The sequence below is a fragment of the Nakamurella flava genome, from assembly GCF_005298075.1.
Taxonomy (GTDB): Bacteria; Actinomycetota; Actinomycetes; order Mycobacteriales; family Nakamurellaceae; genus Nakamurella; species Nakamurella flava.
On sequence record NZ_SZZH01000006.1, the window covers coordinates 217620 to 238719 of the forward strand.

A 21100-nucleotide genomic window follows, 5' to 3' on the forward strand; every position below is an offset into this window, starting at 1 on the left:
CTTGATCGTCCGTTTCGACCAGTCCGCGCATCGGCAGCGGTCGACGTGCGGCCGGGGGACCGGTGGCCGCGTCGGTCCGATGCCCCGGGCTCCACCCGACCGAAGGGCGGGCGTGACCAACAGCAGCGATCACCGCACGGCCGACACCGCGCCGTCCGCACCCGCCACGAGCACCGTCGTCGATGACGGGCACCCAGAGCCCCCACCGGCCGGGGACCACGGGCCGGGTGACGCGGTCACCGAGGAGCAGGGGTTCCTCACCGAGCTCTACCGGCGGCTGGACGCGCTGCGGGCCGAACGGGTCGTCCTGCGGGACCGGTACGTCCGGCACAGCGACAACACCCCCGGCGGTCGCGTCGAACGGGACATCGCCTACGCCCGGCACGCCGAGGCGGTGCAGATGCTCAACGCCGCCGAGGACAAGTTGTGCTTCGGCCGGCTCGACTACGCCCCCGGCGCGGGCGGCGACGCCGACGGAGCGGCCGACGCGGACCCGGAGCACCAGTCCATCCACATCGGACGGATGGGCATCTTCGCCGACTCCGGGGACCACCGGCAGCTGCTCATGGACTGGCGGGCCCCGTCGGCCCGGCCGTTCTACGTGGCCACCGCCGCGCGGCCGCTCGGCATCCGGCGCCGCCGCCACCTGCAGACGGCCCGCCGCAAGGTCACCGCCGTCACCGACGACTACCTGGACCTGTCCGGGCTCGACGCGGCCGAGATCGCCGCCGTCTCCGGTTCCACCGGCGGCCTGGCCGGGGAGGCCTCGCTGCTGGCCGCCCTGCAGGCCCCCCGCACCGGGCGGATGGGCGACATCGTCGCCACCATCCAGGCCGAGCAGGACCGGATCATCCGGGCCGACCGGGCCGGCATCCTCGTCGTCCAGGGCGGGCCCGGGACCGGCAAGACCGCCGTCGCCCTGCACCGGGCCGCCTACCTGCTGTACACCTACCGCGAGCAGCTGGCCCAGCGGGGCGTGCTGATCGTCGGGCCGAACCCGATGTTCCTCCGCTACATCGGCCAGGTGCTGCCATCCCTCGGCGAGAACGCGGTCGTGCTGGCCACCGTCGGCGAGCTGTTCCCCGGGGTGTCGACGACCCGCACCGACCCGCCGGGCACGGCCCGCCTCAAGGGCCGCACCGCCATGAACGCGGTCATCGCCAACGCCGTCCTGCACCGGCAGGCGATGCCCGCCCGGACCGTCGAGGTGCTGTTCGCCGGAGCGCCCGGCGGTCGCCTGCAGGTGACCCGCACGATCCTGCGGAACGCCCAGCAGCGGGCGTGGCAGTCCCGCCGGCCCCATAACCGGGCCCGCGCGGTGTTCCTCAAGCGGGTCCTCGACCAGCTCGTCCCCCAGGTCGCCGAACGGCTCGGGCGGGGACCGGGCGGCGACCTGCTCGCCACCCGGGACGACCTGGACGCGATCCGCACCGACCTGCGGGAATCCGAGGAACTCATCGCGGCGCTGGCCGGCATCTGGCCGCTGCTCACCCCGCAGCGGCTGCTCGCGGACCTGTTCGCCGACCGTGGTCGCCTGGCCTTCGCCGCCGACACCCTCAGCCCGGAGGAGCGGGACCTGCTGTACCGGGCGCCCGTCGTGGACGCCGCCGACCCGGCCGGCACCGGGCGGCCGGAACAGCAGTGGACGATCTCCGACGTCCCCCTGCTCGACGAGGCCGCCGAACTGCTGGGGCAGATCCCACAGTCCCGGCCGACCGGCCCGGACGCGGACACCGCCTACGCCGAGGAGGTCCTGGACCTGCTGCATTCCGGCGAGACGTCCGAGGACGAGGCTCCGCTGGTGTCGATGCTGACCGCTGCCGACCTGGCCGCCCTGCACGACGACGTCGCCCTGCTGACCTCGACCGCCGAGCGGGCCGCTGCTGACCGGGAGTGGACGTTCGGGCACGTCATCGTCGACGAGGCGCAGGAGCTGTCGCCGATGGCGTGGCGGCTGATCATGCGCCGGGTCCCGGTGCGCTCGATGACGGTGGTCGGTGATCTCGCGCAGACGTCCGACCCGGCCGGGGCGACCTCGTGGCGGCGGGTGTTCCGCAACTACGCGCGGGGGGCGCTGACGGTCGAGCAGCTGACGGTCAACTACCGGACCCCGGCGGAGATCATGGAGGCGGCCGAACCGGTGCTGGCCCGCATCGACCCGCGGGCGACCGCGCCGAGTTCGGTGCGGGAGGCCGGCGTGGCCCCGTGGCACCGGCGGGTGCCGGTCCGTCGGCTGGCGGCCGTGGTCGCCGACGAGGCCGTGGCGCAGCGGCCGAGCGAAGGCCTGCTGGCCGTCATCGCCCCCGAGGCGCTGCTCGACGAGGTCGGCGCCGCGGTGCAGGGAGCTCTGGACGCGGCCGGCCAGGGCTCGGCGTTCGGCGCATCGGTGCTGGTCATGGGGATCCGGCAGGCCAAGGGCCTGGAGTTCGACCGGGTGCTGCTGGTGGAACCCACGGTGATGATCGGTGAGTCCGACCGTGGCCTGAACGACCTGTACGTGGCGATGACCCGCTCGACCCAGACCCTCGCCGTCCTGCACAGCCAGGACCTGCCGGACGTGCTGCACCGGCTCAAGGACGGCCCGGCCTGAGTCCCGGTGGAGCTTCGGTCAGGTGCGCGGCTTGAGCCGGGTGTGCGGCAGGGTCGGCGCCGGCAACGGGTCACCCGGGTAGCCGGCCACCGGACCGAACCGAGCCGGGACATCTCCGGTCGCGGGGCCGTCCGGACGGCCGATCTCGGCCATCCACTGTCGGCGGTACTCGACGATCTCCTCATGGGCCCGGCCCACGAAGTTCCACCACATGACGATCTGCTCGCCCAGCGGTTCGCCGCCGAGCACCACCACCCGGGCGTCGGTCGGACCGTCCGCGGCGGACAACCGCAGATTGCGCCGGCCCGGGGCCTGGTAGGCCAGGTGCGCGGCCGCCACCGGGGTGTCGTCGACGGCGACCTCCCCGGTGTCGACCAGGACGCCGTACTCGAACGCCGGGTCGACCGGCAGGTCCACGGTCTGCCCGGCGGCGACCCGCAACTCGGCCCCGACCAGCGGTGAATGCACGGTCGCCGGCGACCGGAGACCCAGCCAGTCGCCGATGAACACGGTGGCCGACAGCGGACCGTCGACCCCGGACGGCGGGCGCACGTTCTCGAAGGCGGCGGGGCCGTCCCGGACGGCGTCCGGCAGGGCGACCCACAGCTGCACCCCGTGCAACACGTCCCGTTGGGCGGCATCGCTGGCCGTGGGGACCTGGGACACCTCCGTGTGGGCGATACCGTGACCGGCCGTCATCAGGTTGAGCTCACCGGGCCGGACCATCGCGTGCGAGCCGATGCTGTCGCGGTGCTCGATCTCGCCGGCGAACAGCCAGCTCACCGTCTGCAGCCCGGTGTGCGGGTGCGGAGCGACGTCCATGCCGCCGGCCGCCAGATCGCGGGGGCCGTAGTGATCGCAGAAGCACCAGGCGCCGATGAGCGACCGGGCCCGCTGCGGCAGGGTGCGACGCACCGGCATGGCCCGCAGCCCCCCGAGGGGGACGTCCCGCGGTTCGACCACCTGCACCGGTTCGCCGTGGGCGTCACCGGGACCGCCGGCGTCGTTGCGGCAGACCAGCTCGTCGGGGTGGGTGTCGGTGTTGGTCACCGGGACCTCCTGATGCTCGGACCTGCGACAACTCAGGCAGTGGCCGGCCGGGGTGGCCTCAGCCGACCCGGACGCCGACGTCGGCGTAGGTGACCCGCAGCAGCAGGGCCGCCTCCGGGCCGACGGTACCGTCGACCAGCTCGACGAACCGGTGGGTGAACGCGGGCCCGTGGCCGGCCTCCGGATCGTCCGGGGCGAGGTGATGAGCCAGTTCGTGCAGCACCACCAGTTCCCGCAGCGCCCACCGACCCGGTCGGTGCACCGGGACGGCGATCACCGCACCCGCCCGCTCGTAGTGGGCGCCGTCCGTACCGGCGCGGGAGCGCACACTCACGGGCACGGCCGCCCGGCTCCACCGGGCCCGCACCCACGCCTGGCGCAGGACGGCGTCGACGTACCGCTGCACCCCGTCCAGATCACCGAAGTGCCGCTCCGGGGGGAGCACCACCGTCGACCCGGCCACCTGAACCACCGGGTGGTCGACAGCACGGTCGAAGATCCGCTGCACCAGATGTTCGGCCTCGTAGACCCGGGACCGTTGACCGTCCCGGACGCGGACAGGGCGGGGTGGCCCACTCGCGGAGGACCGGCCGGGTCTGGTCATCCCCCGCCCGTCCGCCCGCGGGCCACGGCGGGCCGCTGACCGCCGATCTCCCGTTCGGCGCCCAGCCGCGCCCGGCGCCCGGCCTGGTCGCCGGCGCGTTGCGCCCGGCCCGCCCGCGGCACCGAGGACGACACCCCGCCCCACCGGCCCCGGGCCTGCGACTGGGTGGCGTAGTGCTCGGCCAGTTCGACCTCCCGGGCCCGCAGGACCAGGGCCACCCCGGTCTCGGCCGCACCGGCCGATGCCGCCCCGGTGCCCGGCCGCGAGGCGGCGACCGCGGCCCGTTCGCTCTCCTGCTTGGCCTCCATCAATCGCCGCCCGATCCGGGCGGCGAACGCCTCCTGGAAGCTGATGCGGGCGGTGGTCGCGTGCACCGGCCGCGCCACCGTCCGGGTGGCCCGCCGACCGCGCCGGTCGGCCGTCTCGACCTGCCGCAGCACCAGCTCGCGGCTGTGGTCACCCGACTTGATGTAGGCGTCGGACGCCCGCACCATCTGCACCACCAACGAGGCGTAGAGCGCTTCGGTGAGGTCGATGTCGCTGCCGAAGCCGTAGGCGTACACCCGGGTCGAGTCCCGGGCGACGTCGCAGGTCAGGTTGTTCGCCTGCCCGATCACCACGAACAGCAGCACGTACGTCCGCAGGCCCCGCTTGCCCGATTCGCCGATGGTGATGGTCCGCTGGGTCGGCACCACCCGCTGTTCCCGCTGGCTCGTGTGGGCCCGGGCCACGGCCAGGTCGACCGATGACAGGGTGGCCAGCCGCTGGGCGGCCTGCAGGTACGCGTCCGCCTCGTGCTCGTTGTCCGTGCCCTCCGCCTTGCGCAGCAGCGCCGCGATGCGGGCCAGATCCTTGTCCGCCATTGCCGGCTCCCCTCGTCACCCTGACGCCGTCCATCGTCGTACGGAACCAGGCTATCGAACGCCTGTCCGATCGCCAACTGGCGAACGTCAGTCTGTAGACAGGTAGGGCGCGGCCGCCGCGACGCAGGTGTCCCAGAGCCGCTGACGGGCCCCCGGGTCGTCGGACTGCCAGGGCAGGTAGTGGGTGCCGCGGGGCCGGCGGTCGTGCCAGAGGCGGCCGGTGGTCCGGGCCGCCTCCGGGGCGGCGGCCAGCCAGACCATGGTGTCCGCACCGTCGGCCGGGCTCCGCAGGATGGGCCGCAGCACCTTCGCGAATCCCGGGAGCGAGTCGGTCACCCCGGGAGTGCCCGCCCAGCCGGGATGCATGCTGTGCACCGCCGGGTCCCGGGGGTCCGGGTAGGCGCCGGCCAGCTGCTCGGCCAGGGTGATCTGCATGCGCTTGGTGCGGGCGTAGGCGCGGATACCCCGGTACTCGCCCTCCGTCGACTCCCGGTCGTCGCTCAGTTCGGCGGAGTAGGCGCCACCGGAAGTCACGAAGACGACCCGACCGTCGCCGTCGGCCCGCAGCAGCGGACGCAGCCCCTGGGTCAGTAGGAACGGCCCGAGAACGTGAGTGGCGAACGCACTCTCGTGACCCTGCGGGGTCTCGATCCGTTCGGGCGGCATCACGCCGGCACAGTGGATCACCGCGTGCACCGCGTCGACCGTGCGCCGCAGGGTGCTCACCAGACCACCGACGGCGGCCAGATCGGAGATGTCGCACTCGTGGACCACGAGGTCGGCGGCCGGCATCCGCGCCCGGATCGCCCCCGCCACACCCGCCAGCCGGTCACGGGACCGGCCGACCAGGTGCACCCGCGCGCCCAGTTCGGCCAGGCCCTGCACGGCGGCCGCCCCCAGACCGGAGCTGGCCCCCGTCACCACCACGTCGACCGGGTGGTCGAAGCGCGGGGCATCCGCCGGCCACCAGTGGCGTCGCAGCGCCGATCCGATCCGCGAATACCCGGGGACGACGAGCTTGTCCAGGGCACCGTCGACCCCACCGACGACGACCTGCCCGATCTGCGAAGTGCTCATGAACGACCACTGTATGGATCGGACCGACAGTCCGGATCCGACGGGTCAGACCAGCGCGGGAACGGTCAGAACTTCTCGCCGCGGGCGATCAGATCGGCGATGACCGACTCGATCCCGTTCCTGTCGATGATCTTCAGACCCTTGGCGCTGACCTGGAGCCGGACCGTGCGGCCGAGCGAGGGGACGAAGAACCGACGGTGCTGGATGTTCGGGTCCCACCGGCGGTTCGTGCGGACGTGACTGTGGGACACGGACTTCCCGAAGCTCGGCTCGGCTCCGGTGACCTGGCAGTGCGCGGACATGCTGGTGGTGACCTCTCGTACAGGGGGGCGGGATGCCGGTCAGTCCGGCAGCTGCTCCGGGTAGCGGTGGTAGAACGCGACCAGTCGGCGGGGGACAAGGCGGGTCCGGCCCTCGATGGTGACGGGCACCAGATCCGGCGGGGTGGCCTTCCACTGGGACCGACGGGCCCGGGTGTTGGAACGGGACATCTTCCGCTTCGGAACGGCCATCAGTGCTCGCCCCCCGGCGCGTTCGCAGCGCCGGCCCGCTGCCGACGGCCGTACCGGCGGTGGAAGCGCTCGACCTGGCCGGCGGTGTCCATGACCCGCTGCTGCCCCGTCCAGAACGGGTGCGAATAGCTGGTGACGTCGACGACGATCAGCGGATACGTCTGCCCGTCGGTCCACTCGACAGTGGCCGCACTGGTCGCGGTGGACCGCGTCAGGAACTGGTCGCCGGTACTGGAGTCACGGAAGACCACCGGTCGGTAGGTCGGATGGATGTCGGGGCGCACTGGTTCGGACTCCTGGAATTCGTGGGCCGGTCGGCTCGTTGTTGATAACTGTTATCGTCACACTACACGAGAACGATTCTCACGACCACGAGGAAGGTCATGGCCCGCAACGACATCCGCCCGATCGTCAAGCTCCGCTCGACGGCCGGCACCGGCTACACCTACGTCACCCGCAAGAACCGCCGGAACGACCCGGACCGGCTGGTGCTGCGCAAGTTCGACCCCATCGCCCGCCAGCACGTCGACTTCCGCGAGGAACGCTGATGCCCCGGCCCGCCCGGCCCGGCCCGGACCGTGGCCGCCGGAAGAAGTCCAACCCGCTGATCGCCGCCGGCATCGAGGTCGTCGACTACAAGGACACCGCGACCCTGCGCCGCTTCATCTCCGAACGCGGCAAGATCCGCTCCCGCCGCGTCACCGGCTTGACCGGCCAGCAGCAACGGCAGGTCGCCCAGGCCATCAAGAACGCCCGGGAGATGGCCCTGCTGCCCTACCCGTCGGCCGGTAGCCGCGCCGGCTGAAGATCGGTGCCGTCGACTCGTCGCAGATGCACGGCTGGGACCCCAAGGCCGTACATCTGCGGCGAATCGATCAGCGCGACAGAGGCTCTGGCCACCCGATGACGCGTTCGACAACGACGTTCCTCAGGGTGGCTCCGGTGAGATCCGCCCCCGTCAGGTCGCTCCGACCCACATCAACGCGGCCCGAATTGACATAGCTGAATTGCGCTCCCGCCAGATCGGCATCGCGGAGGTCAGCTTGCCGCAGGTCACAGGCGGAGAAGGACGCTCCACGAAGCGAGGCACCGCGAAGTCGAGCACCCCGGAACGAGCAGAATATGAAATGGGCGTCGTGGAAGGTCGACAGGCGCAGATCGGCGCCGTCGAACGAACAGTGGTCGAACCATCGATAGCCGGTCGTCGCCACGGAGTGCAGATCGAGATGGTCGAACTCCAGCCGCCGGCAGTCACTTCGCCCGGCCAGTACGCGGCGCGCCTGCTGTGCCCTCATGCGGGGAACGGTTGCAACCCGGAGGCCGGAAGCTCAATCGCTTTTCCACTCTGTCCGCAGCACCGACATGACGATCGCGTCGATGCGCTCGCCGTCGAACCGGTGCGCGTCCCGGCGGCGGCCCTCCACGACGAACCCGGCGCGTTCGTAGACCCGCAGTGCGCGGGGGTTGAAGGCGTAGACCTCCAGCTCGATGCGGTGCAGACCGGTGGTGCGGAAGGCGTGGTCGACGATCAGCCGGGTCGCCTCGCCACCCAGGCCCCGGTCGCGCCCGCCGGGGCCGATGAGGATGCGGAAGTTGCCGGCGTCGTTGTCCGGGTCGAGGTCGTTAAGGACCGCCTCGCCCACGCAGCGGTCGGTGGCGCGGTCGACGACGGCCAGGTCGAGACGGTCGGCCCGCGCAGCCAACCCCCGATACCAGCCGAGGGTGCGGGCGTCGAGTTCGGCGGACGCCCCGGCGACCTCGGCGCTGGTGTGCGCGGAACCGGTCAGCCGGACGACCTCCGGGTCGGCCAGGATCGGACCCATCGCCTCGATGTCGGCCGCGGTGAACGGGCGCAGGACGACCCGCTCGCCGATCAGGGTGGGCTTGTCGCGGAACGGTGCGGGGTCGGTCGAGAGCATGCGGTCAGTATCTGTCCGCTTCCCCCGGCACAGTGGACCCATGGCTGAGACGTCCGCCCGGCTCCTGCGCCTGCTGTCGCTGCTGCAGGCCCGCCGCGACTGGCCCGGCGGACTGCTGGCCGAGCGCCTCGAGGTCAGCCCGCGCACCGTCCGCCGGGACGTCGACCGCCTCCGCTCCATCGGCTACCCCGTCGCCGCGATCAAGGGACCCGACGGGGGCTACCGCCTGGACGCCGGCGCCGACCTACCGCCGCTGCTGTTCGACGACGAGCAGGCCGTCGCCGTCGCCCTCGCCCTGCAGACGGCCACCACCTCCGTCACCGGCGTGCAGGAGGCGGCACTGCGGGCGTTGGCCACCGTCCGCCAGGTCATGCCGGCCCGGCTGCGATCGCGCGTCGACACGCTCCCGATCGTCGCCGTACCCGGGACCGACGCGGCGACCGTCGACCCCGAGGTGCTGCTGACGGTTGGGTCGGCCGTGCGCACCCAGGAGGTGCTGCGCTTCGACCACCGGCCCGTCGACCACGACGAGCCGGCGGAACCCACCGAACCGGCGCCGCCGCGCCGGGTCGAACCCCACCACCTCGTCACCCGCCGCGGACGCTGGTATCTCATCGGGTGGGACCTCGACCGGGCCGACTGGCGCACCTTCCGGGTCGACCGCATCACCCCGCGCACCCCCACCGGGCCGCGCTTCTCTCGGCGCGAACTGCCCGCTCCCGATGTGGCCTCCTACCTGGCCCAACGCTTCGACCACGCCGCCTGGCCGTGTCGTGGCGAGATCATCCTGGACGCCCCCGCCACCCTGGTCGCCCGGTGGGCCGGCCCCGGAGCGACCGTCGAGGAACTCGGGCCGCAGCGCTGCCGCCTGGTCACCGACTCCTGGTCGTGGACCGGCCTGGCCGCCCGGATCGCGCAGTACGACGTCCCGTTCCACATCGTCGGCCCCGAGGAACTCCGACAGGCCGCGCGGCTGCTGGCCGGCCGCTACACCGAGGCGGCCGGAGAGCGCGTTTGGGCGCAGGAGGGTCGGGTCACCGACGGCGCGCATCCACCGCGCGACGCACAGCCCCCGGGAGACACTCCGTGACCCACCCCTCGGACCTGCACACCGACGACCAGGTGATCCGGCCGCACGTCGAACCGGGCGAGACGTTGCTCTGGACGGGCCGGCCGGACCCGGCGAAGTGGCCGCAGGGCTGGTCGCTCAGCCTGTTCGGCCTCGCCTGGGTGGCCGCGGTGGTCTTCATCGTCGTCGACCGGCTGCCGGGCTCGGACACCCCCTGGCCGGCCGTGCTCATGCTGGTGCCGTTCTTCGTCATCGGCGTCTACCTGTTGTTCGGCCGCTTCTTCGTCAACCGGTGGGCCAAGCAGCACACCCGCTACGGCCTGACCGATCGGCGGGCCATCATGGTCGGCCCCCGCGACCGGCTCACCACCGTCGACCTGTCCACCGTCGCGATCATGCGGTCGCCGTCGCTGCGCGGCGACCACGTCTCGGTGTACTTCGAGGGGCCTCGCCCGCTCTGGGCCGGCCGACGTCTGCCGACCAACGCCGGCGTGGACTTCCTCCGTCAGGGCCCGCCCGGGTTCCACGACGTCGCCGACGTGACCGGGTTGGGTCGGGCCCTGACGTACGTCGTCCGCTGACCGGGTCAGCGCTTGCGGCGCTTGCGGGTCGCCCCGCCGGTCCACATGTCGACCCAGGCGGTGGCGGCCGACTTCGTGGCCTTGCGGCGCTGCCGGGTGGTCTCCGCCTTCGCCGCGCTGGTCGCCCGCACGCGGACGGTGTTGGCCGCACGGTTCGCGGCACTGAGATACGCACTCATGAACGGGTTCTTGGCCATGTCCCGGGCGTATCCGCGCGCCGCCCCGGGCAAACCGGACAGCGGGTCCGCTCACCCACCTGCCGACGTGGCTCCGGCCACACCAGGACCCGGGGAACGGAAAGGCCCCGCAGGTGGAGCACCTGCGGGGCCTGTTCGGTGGGCAAGGGGGGAGTTGAACCCCCACGTCCTTTCGGACACACGGACCTGAACCGTGCGCGTCTGCCATTTCGCCACTTGCCCTAGCGACGCGGAAAAGGCTAGCACGGCGCCCGGCCCGGTGAAGAATCCGCAGGTCAGGCCCGTGATCGGAGCCCGTCGGAACCCGATGAACCGGTCAGGGAATGACGGTGCGCAACCCCGCCCGTCACCACACGTCCCCATTACGATCGAGGCCACACCCGATCCCGGGTGAAGCCTGCCCACACACGGTCGCGACGAACGGGGTGCGGCCACCACCGGCAGGCCGGGTCTCCGGGGCCGGTACCGCGTCAACTGGCTCAGGAGGTGGACGGTGGGGGTTCTGCAGAACTTCGAACGCAGGTTGCAGGGCGCCGTCGGCAACACCTTCGCCCGGGTCTTCGGCGGCACCGTGCAACCGACCGAGGTCGCCGACGCCCTCCAACGCGAGGCCGGTGACCACCTGCAGCAGCAGGGACGGGTCACCGTGGCCCCGAACGCCTACCGGGTCCGCCTCGGGCCGACCGACCGTCAGGCCCTCGGACTGGGACAGGACGGTGAAGATCACGAGAGTGTCGCCACCGCACTGTCCGACATGATCCGGGAGTATCTGCACGAACAGGGCTGGCGAACGTTCGGCGACGTCGCAGTCACCCTCGAATCGTCCGACGCCCTGCACACGGGGCAGTTCCGGATCACTTCGACGGTCGACCCGGACGTCGGCCATCGCAGTGGGCACTTCACCGAGCAGTCACCGAACGCGAGAGCAGGAGCGGGGAGCATGAGCCAGTCGGCGGACCATTCCGGTCAGCGGGGGCAGGACGAGCGGCCGGAGCAGGGCAACCAGCCCGCCGGGTACCCCCAGTACGGTCCCCCGCAGGGCTACCAGCCGTCCGGTGACCAGTACGGAGCCCAGCAGTACGGGGGCGCACAGCAGTACGGCGCACCCCAGCAGTACGACCAGCCCGACCAGTACGGGCAGCCCCAGCCGTACGGGCAGCAGTACGGCCAGGACCCCCAGTACAACCAGTACGGCCAGGGCAACCAGTACGGCCAGCCGTGGGACCAGTCCGGTGGCGGCGGCTACCCGCCCGCCGGCCAGCCCTGGCAGCAGCCGGCCCAGCAGTGGGGCCCGCCCCCCGGCCAGCAGTCCTGGGGTGGCCAGCAGGGTGGGTACGGCGGCGGACAGCCCGGATACGGCGGCTACCCGGGAGCCGACCAGGGCCAACAGGGCTACGGCCAGCAGCCCTACCCGCAGCAGTACGGCGGGCCCCAGGAGATCACCGCGACCCTGTCCGTCGACGACGGGTCCGGGCGCACCTACCAGCTGCAGCGCGGCTCCAACGTCCTCGGCCGCGGTCAGGACGCCGCTTTCCGCCTGCCCGACACCTCGGTGTCCCGTCGGCACGTCGACATCTACTTCGACGGCCACTCCGCGGTCCTGCACGACCTGGGCTCGACCAACGGCACCACGGTCAACGGCTCCTCGGTGCAGACCTGGCAGCTCGCCGACGGCGACGTCATCAACATCGGCCACTCGACGGTCGTGTACTCCAGCCGCTGACCGTCGCCCGGACCGTCCACCGCCACCGCACCCGACCGATCAGGAAGCGATCCCGTGCCCGCCCTCATCCTGCAGCTCAGCCGAGTGGGATTCCTCATCCTGCTCTGCCTCTTCGTGCTGGCCGCGATGCGGGTGGTCCGGGCCGACCTGCGCTGGGCCGGTGAGATCCGGACGTCCGACAGCGGTGGGCGCCGGCGCGGACGGCGGGACGCCGTCGACCCGGCAGCGGCCGTCCGGCTCGTGCCGACGACGCTGGTGGTGACCGCGGGAGCGCTGTCCGGGACGCGCCTGCGCCTCGGTTCCCCCGGGCCCATCCTGATCGGGCGGGCCGAGGACTCGACGCTGGTCCTGGACGACGACTACGCCTCGACCCGGCACGCGCGCATCACCCAGCAGGGCAACCAGTACTTCCTGGAGGATCTCGGATCGACCAACGGCACGTACCTGGACCGCGTCCGGGTCACCACCCCCACCGCGATCCCGGTCGGCGTGCCGATCCGCATCGGCCGCACGGTCCTCGAGTTGCGCCCATGACCGACTCCCCCACCCGCCCCGCCCGGCCCTCCTCCACGGCCGGTCGTCCGGCCCCCCGTCGTCGGCGGACCACCGGATGACCCACCAGCTCGCCTACGCGGCGCGGACCGACCGGGGACTGGTGCGGGCCAGCAACCAGGACTCGGTCTACGCAGGGGACAACCTGCTCGTCGTCGCGGACGGCATGGGTGGTCACGCGGCCGGGGACATGGCCTCGCGGCTCGTCGTGTCGGCGTTCATGCCCCTGGACCGGCGGGCCCCGGGCGGGGACCTGCTGCGGGCGCTCGCCCGGGCGACCCGGGACGGCAACGGGGCGATCTCGCAGGTCGTCCGCGAGAACCCGGACCTGGACGGCATGGGCACCACGGTCACCGCGGTGCTCTTCGACGGTGGTCGCATGGGCCTGGCCCACGTCGGCGACTCCCGCGCCTACCTGTACCGGGACGGTGTGCTGCACCAGCTCACCCACGACGACACCTTCGTCCAGTCCCTCATCGACGAGGGCCGCATCACCCAGGAGGACGCCGCGCACCACCCGCAGCGGTCCCTGCTGCTGCGCGCCCTCAACGGCACCGAGGTCGACCCGTCGCTGACCGTGCGGGAGGTCGCCGTCGGCGACCGGTACCTGCTGTGCAGCGACGGACTGGCCGGAGTGGTGTCCGCGGAGGCCATCGCCGAGGCCCTGGCCGAGTCCGACCCGGAGTCGTCCGCGAACCAGTTGGTACAGCTGGCGTTGTCCGGCGGCGGCCCCGACAACATCACCGTCATCGTCGCCGACGTGCTGGCCGTCGGCAGCGGCGAGGACGGCGCCGCTCTCGCGGTCGCCGCCAATCCCGCCGACCCGGACGCCACCGGCCCGATCGGCACCTACGCCTCGGTGCGGATGACCCAGGAGATGCCCCGGGTGCCGCTGCCGCCGATCCCCGAGGACACCCCCGCCCGCCCCGATTACGCCGGCCTCCCGGCCGGCGCCGGGACCGGGCCGCGGTCGACCGATCTGGACGACGGACTCGACGACGACGAGGACGACCTCGATGCCGACGAGCCGCTGCCGAACGTCGCCCCGCCCCGGCCGCCGAGCCGGCGCGGCGCCGTGCTGGCCGTGGTCGGCGGTGTGCTGCTGGTGTCGGCGGTCGTCGTCGGCTCGTTCCTGTGGGTCAACACCCAGTACTTCGTCGGCGCCGACAGCAGCAACGGCCAGGTCGTCGTCTATCGCGGCGTCGACGGTTCGGTGCTCGGGCTGTCGCTGCGCTCGGTGCAGGAGACGTCCTGCGAGCCCGGACTGAACGGCTGCACGCCCCTCTACGTCCAGGATCTGGTGCCGGCCGCGCGGGACCAGGTGAACGGCGGCATCCAGGCCGGCTCGCTGGACGACGCCCGGAAGGTGATCACCCGGCTCGGGGGGCAGCTGCTGCCGCTGTGCGAGCCCGTCGGCGGGACCGGGACGCCGTCCACGGCTCCGACCACCCCCTCCGCGACGCCGTCCGGTTCCGTCTCCGGGTCGATCAGCCCGTCGCTGGTGACCGTGCCGTCCCTGCCGGTCAGCGGCACCCCGGCCCTGACGGAGTCCGTCCCGACCCCGGCCGCCGCCGGCTCGTTCGTGGACTCGGTCGCGCCGTCGGGGGTGGACGCCTCGGCATCGCCCGTCGCGTCCGACGTACCGACGCCCGCGTCCGGTTCGGCCCAGACCTCCAGCACCGGGACTCCGCTGTCCACCCGGGCCCCGGAACCCGGGGTGAACTGCCGGGTCGCCCGATGATCGGCCGACGCGCGCAGCCCGCCACCACCAGCGGTACGGACGGCGGGCCCGACACACAGCCGGGCGCCCGGGTGCGGGGACGGCGTCGGTGGCCCACCGGACGGGCCGCCGAGCTGAGCATGCTGATCTTCGCGGCCGTCATCGTCACGGCCGCGCTGGTCATCGTCGAGCTCAACCAGAGCCGCACGCTCAGCTGGGCGCTGGCCTGGTACGGCGGCGGCTATCTCGTCGCCCTGGCCGTCGCGCACCTGCTGGTGCGGCGGTTCGCCCCGTACGCGGACCCGGTCCTGCTGCCCGTCGTGGCCCTGCTCAACGGGCTGGGCCTGGTGATGATCTACCGGCTCGACCTCGCCGCGGCCGTCGCCGCCGCGAACCGGGGCACGGACCCGCCGACCGCGCAGGCCACCCTGCAGCTGGTCTGGACCGCCGTCGCGCTGGTGTTCTTCCTGGCCGTGCTGGTCGTCATCCGCGACCACATGGTGCTGCAGCAGTACGCCTACACGCTGGCCCTGGTGGGCGTGGTCTTCCTGGCCCTGCCCGCAGTGCTGCCGGCCAGCATCTCCGAGGTGAACGGCGCCCAGATCTGGATCCGCATCCCCGGGGTGTTCTCCATCCAGCCGGCCGAGTTCGCCAAGATCGCGCTGATCGTCTTCGCGGCCGCGTTCCTCGTCTCCAAGCGAGCCGTGCTCTCCACCGCCGGCAAGAAGATCTTCGGCCTGGTGCTGCCGCGCGGTCGTGACCTCGGCCCGCTGCTGGTCGCCATCATCCTGGCGCTCGCCGTCCTGGTCCGCGGCAAGGACCTCGGCACCGCGCTGCTGCTGTTCGGCACCCTGCTGACCATGATCTACATGGCCACCTCGCGGGTGTCCTGGCTGATCATCGGCCTGCTCGGCTTCGCCGGCGGCGCGTACTTTGCCTACCGGCTGTTCTCGCACGTGCGGGTGCGGGTGGACATCTTCCTCGACCCGTTCGCCGACCCGCTCGGCTCGGGCTACCAGCTGGTGCAGTCGCTGTTCGGGTTGGGCACCGGGGGCATCTTCGGCACCGGTCTGGGCGCCGGACGGCCGGACATCGTGCCGTATGCCTCCACCGACTTCATCACCGCCGCCCTCGGTGAGGAGCTCGGGCTCGTCGGCCTCAGCGCGATCCTGGTCCTGTACCTGATCCTCACCGCGCGCGGCATCCGCGCCGGGCTGGCCGTCCGGGACGGCTTCGGCAAGCTGCTCGCCGCCGGGCTCGCGTTCTCGCTGGCCCTGCAGGTGTTCATCGTCGTCGGCGGGGTCACCCGGCTCATCCCGCTCACCGGCCTGACCACGCCGTTCCTGTCCTACGGGGGCTCCTCGCTGCTGGCGAACTACGTGATCCTGGCCCTGCTGGTCCGCATCTCCGACTCCGCCCGCCGCCCCCCGGAGGCACCGCCCACGCCGGTCGCCCCGGACGACCGGCAGTCGCTGTCGGACACCAGCACGCAGATGGTGCCGGTCCTGTCCCCCGAGAACTCCGGGGGACGCTCGTGAACCGCCCGCTGCGCCGGGTCGGCTACGCCGTCATCGTGATGATCGGCCTGCTGCTGCTGAACATCGCCTACACCCAGGTGATCAAGGCCGACGACTACCGCGCCGACCCCAACAACAAGCGCACCCTGGTCGCCGAGTACAGCCGCCAGCGCGGGCAGATCACCGCCGCCGGCGGTGTGGTGCTCGCCCAGTCCGTCCCGGTCGACGACCAGTACCGCTACCAGCGGGTCTACCCGGAGAAGGAGGTCTACGCCGACCTCACCGGCTACTACTCGATGCGGTACGGACCGACCGCCCTGGAACGCACCCAGAACGAGATCCTGTCCGGCGAATCGCCCGACCTCATCGCCGGGCAGCTGTCCGACCTCATCACCGGGCGGGACCCGCGCGGCGGCAACGTCGAGCTGACCGTCCGGCCGGCGGTGCAGCAGGCCGCCTACAGCGCCCTGGCCGACAAGAACTTCACCGGTGCCGTGGTGGCCATCGAACCGTCCACCGGCAGTGTGCTGGCCATGGCGTCCACGCCGTCCTACGACCCGACCCCGTTGGCCGACCACAGCGACGCCGTCCAGCGCCAGGCCTACAACGAGCTGGTCAGCGCCGACCCCAGCCCGCTGCTGAACCGGTCCATCTCGGCCGTCTATCCCCCCGGGTCGACGTTCAAGCTGGTCATCGCGGCCGCCGCGCTGCAGGCGCAGTACACCCCGGAGACCGAGGTCACCGGCGAGTCGAAGATCAGCCTGCCCGGCACCGGCGGCGCCACCCTCTCCAACTACGGCGGCGAGACCTGTGCGAACGGCGGCGGGTCCGACGTGACGCTGACCCAGGCCCTGGCCTTCTCCTGCAACACCGCGTTCGCCGAGGTGGCGATGAGCCTCGGCGTCGGACCCGTCCGCCAGCAGGCCGCGGCCCTTGGGGTCAACGGCGAGACCACCGAGATCGGCCTGGACGTCGTCGGCTCCCGGCTCGGCGACGTGCCCGACACCGCGGCCCTGGCCCAGACCGGCATCGGCCAGCGCGACGTGGCCGTCACCCCGTTCGAGATGGCCTGGATCACCGCGACCATCGCCAACAGCGGTGACCGGATGGTCCCCCACCTGATCTCCAAGACGACCAAGCCCGACCTGTCGGTCATCTCCGAGACCAGCCCGGAGTCGATGGGGCAGGCCATTCCCATCGACGTGGCCACGGAGCTGCGGGACATGATGGTGCAGACCGAGAAGGACACCCCCGGTTCGGGTGGCATCTCCGGTCTGACGATCGCGTCGAAGACCGGCACCGCCGAACACGGCGCCGACCCGAAGAACACCCCGCCGCACACCTGGTACGTGGCGTTCGCGCCGGCCGACGACCCGAAGGTGGCCGTGGCCGTCATGGTCGAGAACGGGGGCGACCAGGGTCTGAACGCCACCGGGTCCCGGGTGGCCGCCCCCATCGGGCGTTCGGTCATCGCCGCCGCCCTGGCGGGTGGCTGATGATCGCCCCCGGCGTCCTGCTCTCCGACCGGTACCGGCTGACCGCCCGCATCGCGGTCGGCGGCATGGGCGAGGTGTGGGCGGCGCAGGACACCCGGCTGGGCCGGACCGTCGCGGTGAAGATCCTGCGGGCCGAGTTCACCGGCGACCCGGAGTTCGTCGACCGGTTCCGGGCCGAGGCCCGGATGACGGCGTCCCTCAACCACCCGGGGATCGCCGCGGTCTACGACTACGGCGAGACCGACCTCGCCGTCGCCGCCGGTCCGGACGGCCGACCGCACCCGACGGCCTACCTGGTGATGGAACTCGTCGCCGGTGAGCCGCTGTCGGCGGTGCTGCCCCGAGTCCGGCGGCTGTCCCCGGCCCGCACCCTGGACGTGCTGGAGCAGACCGGCCGCGCCCTGCACGCCGCCCACGCCCGGCACCTGGTCCACCGGGACGTCAAACCGGGCAACCTGCTGATCACGCCGAACGGCCAGGTCAAGGTCACCGACTTCGGCATCGCCAAGGTCGCGCACCAGGCGCCGGTCACCCGGACTGGCATGGTGATGGGTACCGCCCACTACATCTCCCCCGAGCAGGCCGCCGGCGAGGAGGCCGTTCCCGCCTCGGACATCTACTCGCTCGGGGTCGTCGCCTACGAGTGCCTGGCCGGACGGTTGCCGTTCCTGGCCGACACCACGGTCGGGATGGCCATGGCCCACGTCCGCGACGAACCGCCGCCGCTGCCGTCCGACGTCCCCGCCCCGATCGCCGCCCTCGTCGCGCACATGATGGTCAAGGACCCGCAGCAGCGCTTCGCCGACGGCGCCGCGCTGTGCGCCGGGATCGCCCGGGTCCGGTCGACGGCGGTGGCCACCCCACCCCGGACGACGGGCCGGTCGACGCCCCCGCCGGCGACCCGCACCTTCGCCCGGCCCCCGGCCACCTCCGGGCCGGTCCGGGTCGGCGCCACCACCGGTGCCCGCCCGGCGACCCGCACCCCCGCCCCCGTGGCACCGCCACCGCCGGCCGCCGCGCGTCCGGCGGCCGGTCCGACCCGGGTACCGGCCCGGACCGATGCGACGCGGGCCCGGCCGGCCTCCCGGCACACCGCCCTGTCCGTGCTGCTGGCCCTGCTGGTGCTGGCCGTCGCCGTCGCCGTGGTGCTGGCCGTGGACCTGCGACTGGTGGGCAGCGCGGCGATCGACCAGGTCCAGAGCTTCGCCCGGAGTGTCGTGGGGAGCGGACCGTGACCGCCGCCGACCGCGGACCCGGGCCCGTTCGCCCCGCCGACCGGGCAACCCGCACCCCCCGTGCCGCGTCGCTCCTGCGGACGCGGCCACCCGGCCCGCCCGCACCGCCTGCGGCGAGCCCCCACCGACGGCGACCCGGCCCCGGGGGATCATCAGGAGCCGGTGTCGGGCCGGTTCGCGCCGGCCGGCGGACGGGGCCCGGCGGGACCACCAGAGGAACACAGACACCAGACGTCCGCCGACACGGGCGGGTATTCGAGGGACGGCAATGACGGGACAGCTGCTCGGCGATCGCTACCAGGTCGGGGACACCCTCGGCTTCGGCGGCATGTCCGAGGTCCACCGCGGCCGGGACCTGCGTCTGGGCCGCGACGTGGCCATCAAGGTGCTGCGGGCCGACCTGGCCCGGGACCCGTCCTTCCAGTCCCGTTTCCGCCGTGAGGCGCAGAACGCCGCGTCGCTGAACCACCCGGCCGTCGTCGCGGTCTACGACACCGGCGACAGCGTGACCGAGGCCGGCAACGGCCTGCAGAGCATCCCGTACATCGTCATGGAGTACGTCGACGGCGACACCCTCCGCGACGTGCTGAAGCGGGAGGGCCCGCTGCCCCCGCGCCGGGCGATGGAGATCGTCGCCGACATCTGCGCGGCCCTGGACTTCTCCCACCGGCACGGCATCGTGCACCGCGACGTCAAGCCGGCCAACGTCATGCTCACCGGGACCGGTGCGGTCAAGGTGATGGACTTCGGCATCGCCCGGGCCGTCACCGACGGCCAGGCCACGATGACCGGGACGTCGGCCGTCATCGGCACCGCCCAGTACCTGTCGCCTGAGCAGGCCCGCGGCGAGGCCGTGGACGCCCGGTCCGACGTGTACGCCACCGGGTGCGTGCTGTACGAGCTGATGACCGGGGCGCCGCCGTTCACCGGCGACTCCCCCGTCGCGATCGCTTACCAGCACGTCCGGGAGGCCCCGCGGCCGCCGAGCGAGCTGAACCGGGCACTGCCCGCCGAACTGGACGCGATCGTCCTCAAGGCGCTGAACAAGAACCCGCTGAACCGCTACCAGACCGCCGCCGAGATGCGCTCGGACCTGGTCCGGGCGCTGTCCGGGCAGGCCGTGCACGCCACCCCGCTGATGAGTGACGACGAGCGGACCGAGCTCATGCGGGCCACCCCGGCCCGGGTCGGTGGCGGGGCTCCGCCGCTGCTCGCGCCGCCGCAACGGCCGGTGGCCGAGGAGGAGTGGGAGCCCGAGGAGACCGACCGCTCCCGCAAGGTGTGGGGATTCGTCGGCATCGGCGTGCTGTGCGTGGCGCTGATCGCCGGGGCGATCTGGCTGGTGGCCAAGCTGCTCTCGGCACCGCCGCCGGCCGCCCTGGTCGCCGTCCCCGACCTGTCCAACCTGTCGGTCGAGGAGGCCACCGCGAAGCTGCGGGACAGCCGGCTGACCCTGGGCACGGTGACGCCCACCGAGTCGACCGACGACCAGAAGGACAAGGTCGTCGGGCAGCGCCCGTCCAAGCAGACCCAGGTCTCGCAGGATTCCGCGGTCAACCTGGAGATCGGCAAGGGCGTCAGCCTGATCAGTGTGCCGAACGTCGTCACGTACTCCCCGGAGGCGGCCAAGCAGGCGCTCAACGAGGTGAACCTGCAGTACGAGGAGGTGCAGGCCTCCTCCTCCGACGCCGACAAGGGCAAGGCGCTGTCCCAGGACCCGGCCCCGCAGGCCCAGGTGGCGCCGGGCACCGTCGTGAAGGTGACCATCGGCACCGGCCTGCAGACGGTCCAGGTGCCGGACGGAATCGTCGGGCAGGCCGTCGCGCAGGCCCAGGCCGCGCTGGCCGCCGCCAAGCTGCAGGTCGTGGTCAACCAGACCGACTCGTCCCTGCCGTCCGGGCAGGTCATCTCGATGGACCCGGCCCCCGGGGCGCGGGTGCAGGAGAACACCGTGGTCACCCTGCAGGTGTCCAACGGTCAGCTGTTCAAGATGCCGAACCTGCAGAACCGCAGCGCGGAGTCGGCCCTGAACCAGCTGGCCAACGCCGGCTGGGACGGCAACTCCGGCGACTTGACCCGTCGCACCCAGCAGGTCACCCAGCCCGGCCTGGTCGGCGCGGTCATCGGACAGGACCCGGCCGCGGGCAGCGAGGTGCCCAAGACCGGGACGCCCATCACGCTCACCATCGGAGTGGGCGCCGCGCCGACGACCCCGCCGACCACGGCACCGACCACCGCCACCACGCCCACCACCCCGGCGGAGCCGACCACCGCCGCACAGCCGACCACCCCGCAGTCGGCCGCGCAGCCCCCGGCCCAGCCGTCGGCGGCCACGCCGAGTGCCCCGGCCAGCGCCCCGGCCGGGTGACCGGTGGTGAGGGATCTCGCCCCGGGC

General features: G+C 72.8%; 22 protein-coding genes and 1 tRNA gene. 12 read left to right on the forward strand and 11 right to left on the reverse strand.

All coding sequences use genetic code 11. The features are described 5' to 3' along the window. Positions 1–112: 112 nt before the first annotated feature. Entirely contained in the window at positions 113–2590 is a 2478-nt protein-coding gene (locus tag FDO65_RS18980) for a HelD family protein (RefSeq protein WP_240757718.1), read from the forward strand. Between the two features lie 18 nt (positions 2591–2608). Here FDO65_RS18980 and FDO65_RS18985 read toward each other — a convergent pair whose 3' ends face one another. The 7 genes from FDO65_RS18985 to FDO65_RS19015 all read right to left on the reverse strand — a co-directional run bounded on the left by FDO65_RS18985 (position 2609) and on the right by FDO65_RS19015 (position 6980). Then, positions 2609–3640: a pirin family protein gene (locus FDO65_RS18985; RefSeq protein WP_205850171.1), complete on the reverse strand. Its 1032-nt coding sequence runs from the start codon at positions 3638–3640 to the stop codon at positions 2609–2611. A 58-nt stretch (positions 3641–3698) separates the two neighbouring features. Further along, positions 3699–4244, reverse strand: coding sequence for a TIGR04338 family metallohydrolase (locus tag FDO65_RS18990; RefSeq protein WP_137451309.1), 546 nt, complete (start codon positions 4242–4244; stop codon positions 3699–3701). Next, positions 4241–5107: a DUF2786 domain-containing protein gene (locus tag FDO65_RS18995; RefSeq protein ID WP_137451310.1), complete on the reverse strand. Its 867-nt coding sequence runs from the start codon at positions 5105–5107 to the stop codon at positions 4241–4243. The genes FDO65_RS18990 and FDO65_RS18995 overlap by 4 nt, the downstream gene beginning before the upstream one ends. A gap of 87 nt (positions 5108–5194) precedes the next feature. Further along, the gene (locus tag FDO65_RS19000) at positions 5195–6184 is read right to left on the reverse strand and encodes an SDR family NAD(P)-dependent oxidoreductase (protein WP_137451311.1); all 990 of its coding nucleotides are present in this window, start codon (positions 6182–6184) and stop codon (positions 5195–5197) included. A 65-nt stretch (positions 6185–6249) separates the two neighbouring features. Next, positions 6250–6486, reverse strand: a complete 237-nt coding sequence (rpmB, locus tag FDO65_RS19005; RefSeq protein ID WP_137451312.1) for a 50S ribosomal protein L28 — start codon at positions 6484–6486, stop codon at positions 6250–6252. Positions 6487–6525: 39 nt separating this feature from the next. Continuing rightward, positions 6526–6696, reverse strand: a complete 171-nt coding sequence (gene rpmF, locus FDO65_RS19010; RefSeq protein WP_137451313.1) for a 50S ribosomal protein L32 — start codon at positions 6694–6696, stop codon at positions 6526–6528. Continuing rightward, positions 6696–6980 (reverse strand): type B 50S ribosomal protein L31, encoded by a 285-nt coding sequence (locus FDO65_RS19015; RefSeq protein ID WP_137451314.1) that lies wholly within the window; start codon positions 6978–6980, stop codon positions 6696–6698. Before FDO65_RS19015 ends, rpmF begins: the two co-directional genes overlap by 1 nt. A gap of 99 nt (positions 6981–7079) precedes the next feature. Between FDO65_RS19015 and rpmG the strand changes: the two genes are divergently transcribed. Next, positions 7080–7244, forward strand: coding sequence for a 50S ribosomal protein L33 (gene rpmG / locus FDO65_RS19020; RefSeq protein ID WP_137451315.1), 165 nt, complete (start codon positions 7080–7082; stop codon positions 7242–7244). Next, complete coding sequence (gene rpsR / locus FDO65_RS19025; RefSeq protein ID WP_137451316.1) at positions 7244–7501, forward strand: 30S ribosomal protein S18; 258 nt, start codon at positions 7244–7246, stop codon at positions 7499–7501. The genes rpmG and rpsR overlap by 1 nt, the downstream gene beginning before the upstream one ends. 70 nt (positions 7502–7571) lie before the next feature. Here rpsR and FDO65_RS19030 read toward each other — a convergent pair whose 3' ends face one another. Both FDO65_RS19030 and FDO65_RS19035 read right to left on the reverse strand, forming a co-directional pair. Further along, a complete protein-coding gene (locus FDO65_RS19030) occupies positions 7572–7991 on the reverse strand; it encodes a pentapeptide repeat-containing protein (RefSeq protein ID WP_137451536.1) in 420 nt (139 codons plus the stop codon). A 33-nt stretch (positions 7992–8024) separates the two neighbouring features. Next, positions 8025–8615 carry a GNAT family N-acetyltransferase gene (locus FDO65_RS19035; RefSeq protein WP_137451317.1) on the reverse strand — a complete coding sequence of 197 codons (591 nt, stop codon included), beginning with the start codon at positions 8613–8615 and terminating at the stop codon, positions 8025–8027. 40 nt (positions 8616–8655) lie between these two features. Between FDO65_RS19035 and FDO65_RS19040 the strand changes: the two genes are divergently transcribed. Both FDO65_RS19040 and FDO65_RS19045 read left to right on the forward strand, forming a co-directional pair. After that, entirely contained in the window at positions 8656–9705 is a 1050-nt protein-coding gene (locus FDO65_RS19040) for a helix-turn-helix transcriptional regulator (protein ID WP_137451318.1), read from the forward strand. Next, positions 9702–10265 carry a hypothetical protein gene (locus FDO65_RS19045; RefSeq protein WP_137451319.1) on the forward strand — a complete coding sequence of 188 codons (564 nt, stop codon included), beginning with the start codon at positions 9702–9704 and terminating at the stop codon, positions 10263–10265. Before FDO65_RS19040 ends, FDO65_RS19045 begins: the two co-directional genes overlap by 4 nt. 5 nt (positions 10266–10270) lie before the next feature. Here FDO65_RS19045 and FDO65_RS22310 read toward each other — a convergent pair whose 3' ends face one another. Together FDO65_RS22310 and FDO65_RS19050 are read right to left on the reverse strand one after the other, a co-directional pair. Next, on the reverse strand, positions 10271–10444 hold the full coding sequence (locus tag FDO65_RS22310; protein ID WP_166442293.1) for a hypothetical protein: 174 nt from the start codon (positions 10442–10444) through the stop codon (positions 10271–10273). Positions 10445–10601: 157 nt separating this feature from the next. Further along, a tRNA-Leu gene (locus FDO65_RS19050) sits at positions 10602–10684 on the reverse strand. A gap of 271 nt (positions 10685–10955) precedes the next feature. On the opposite strand from FDO65_RS19050, the gene FDO65_RS23165 reads away from it, so the two are divergent. The 7 genes from FDO65_RS23165 to pknB all read left to right on the forward strand — a co-directional run bounded on the left by FDO65_RS23165 (position 10956) and on the right by pknB (position 21073). Next, positions 10956–12185, forward strand: a complete 1230-nt coding sequence (locus tag FDO65_RS23165) for an FhaA domain-containing protein (protein WP_137451320.1) — start codon at positions 10956–10958, stop codon at positions 12183–12185. A 54-nt stretch (positions 12186–12239) separates the two neighbouring features. Next, on the forward strand, positions 12240–12719 hold the full coding sequence (locus FDO65_RS19060) for an FHA domain-containing protein FhaB/FipA (protein WP_137451321.1): 480 nt from the start codon (positions 12240–12242) through the stop codon (positions 12717–12719). A gap of 76 nt (positions 12720–12795) precedes the next feature. Further along, positions 12796–14478, forward strand: a complete 1683-nt coding sequence (locus tag FDO65_RS23170; RefSeq protein ID WP_137451322.1) for a PP2C family protein-serine/threonine phosphatase — start codon at positions 12796–12798, stop codon at positions 14476–14478. Continuing rightward, positions 14475–15995 carry an FtsW/RodA/SpoVE family cell cycle protein gene (locus FDO65_RS19070; RefSeq protein ID WP_137451323.1) on the forward strand — a complete coding sequence of 507 codons (1521 nt, stop codon included), beginning with the start codon at positions 14475–14477 and terminating at the stop codon, positions 15993–15995. Before FDO65_RS23170 ends, FDO65_RS19070 begins: the two co-directional genes overlap by 4 nt. Continuing rightward, positions 15992–17470 carry a peptidoglycan D,D-transpeptidase FtsI family protein gene (locus FDO65_RS19075; protein ID WP_137451324.1) on the forward strand — a complete coding sequence of 493 codons (1479 nt, stop codon included), beginning with the start codon at positions 15992–15994 and terminating at the stop codon, positions 17468–17470. Before FDO65_RS19070 ends, FDO65_RS19075 begins: the two co-directional genes overlap by 4 nt. Next, positions 17470–18705, forward strand: a complete 1236-nt coding sequence (locus tag FDO65_RS19080; protein ID WP_137451325.1) for a serine/threonine-protein kinase — start codon at positions 17470–17472, stop codon at positions 18703–18705. The genes FDO65_RS19075 and FDO65_RS19080 overlap by 1 nt, the downstream gene beginning before the upstream one ends. Positions 18706–18973: 268 nt before the next feature. After that, positions 18974–21073, forward strand: a complete 2100-nt coding sequence (gene pknB / locus FDO65_RS19085) for a Stk1 family PASTA domain-containing Ser/Thr kinase (protein ID WP_166442294.1) — start codon at positions 18974–18976, stop codon at positions 21071–21073. Positions 21074–21100 lie beyond the last annotated feature (27 nt).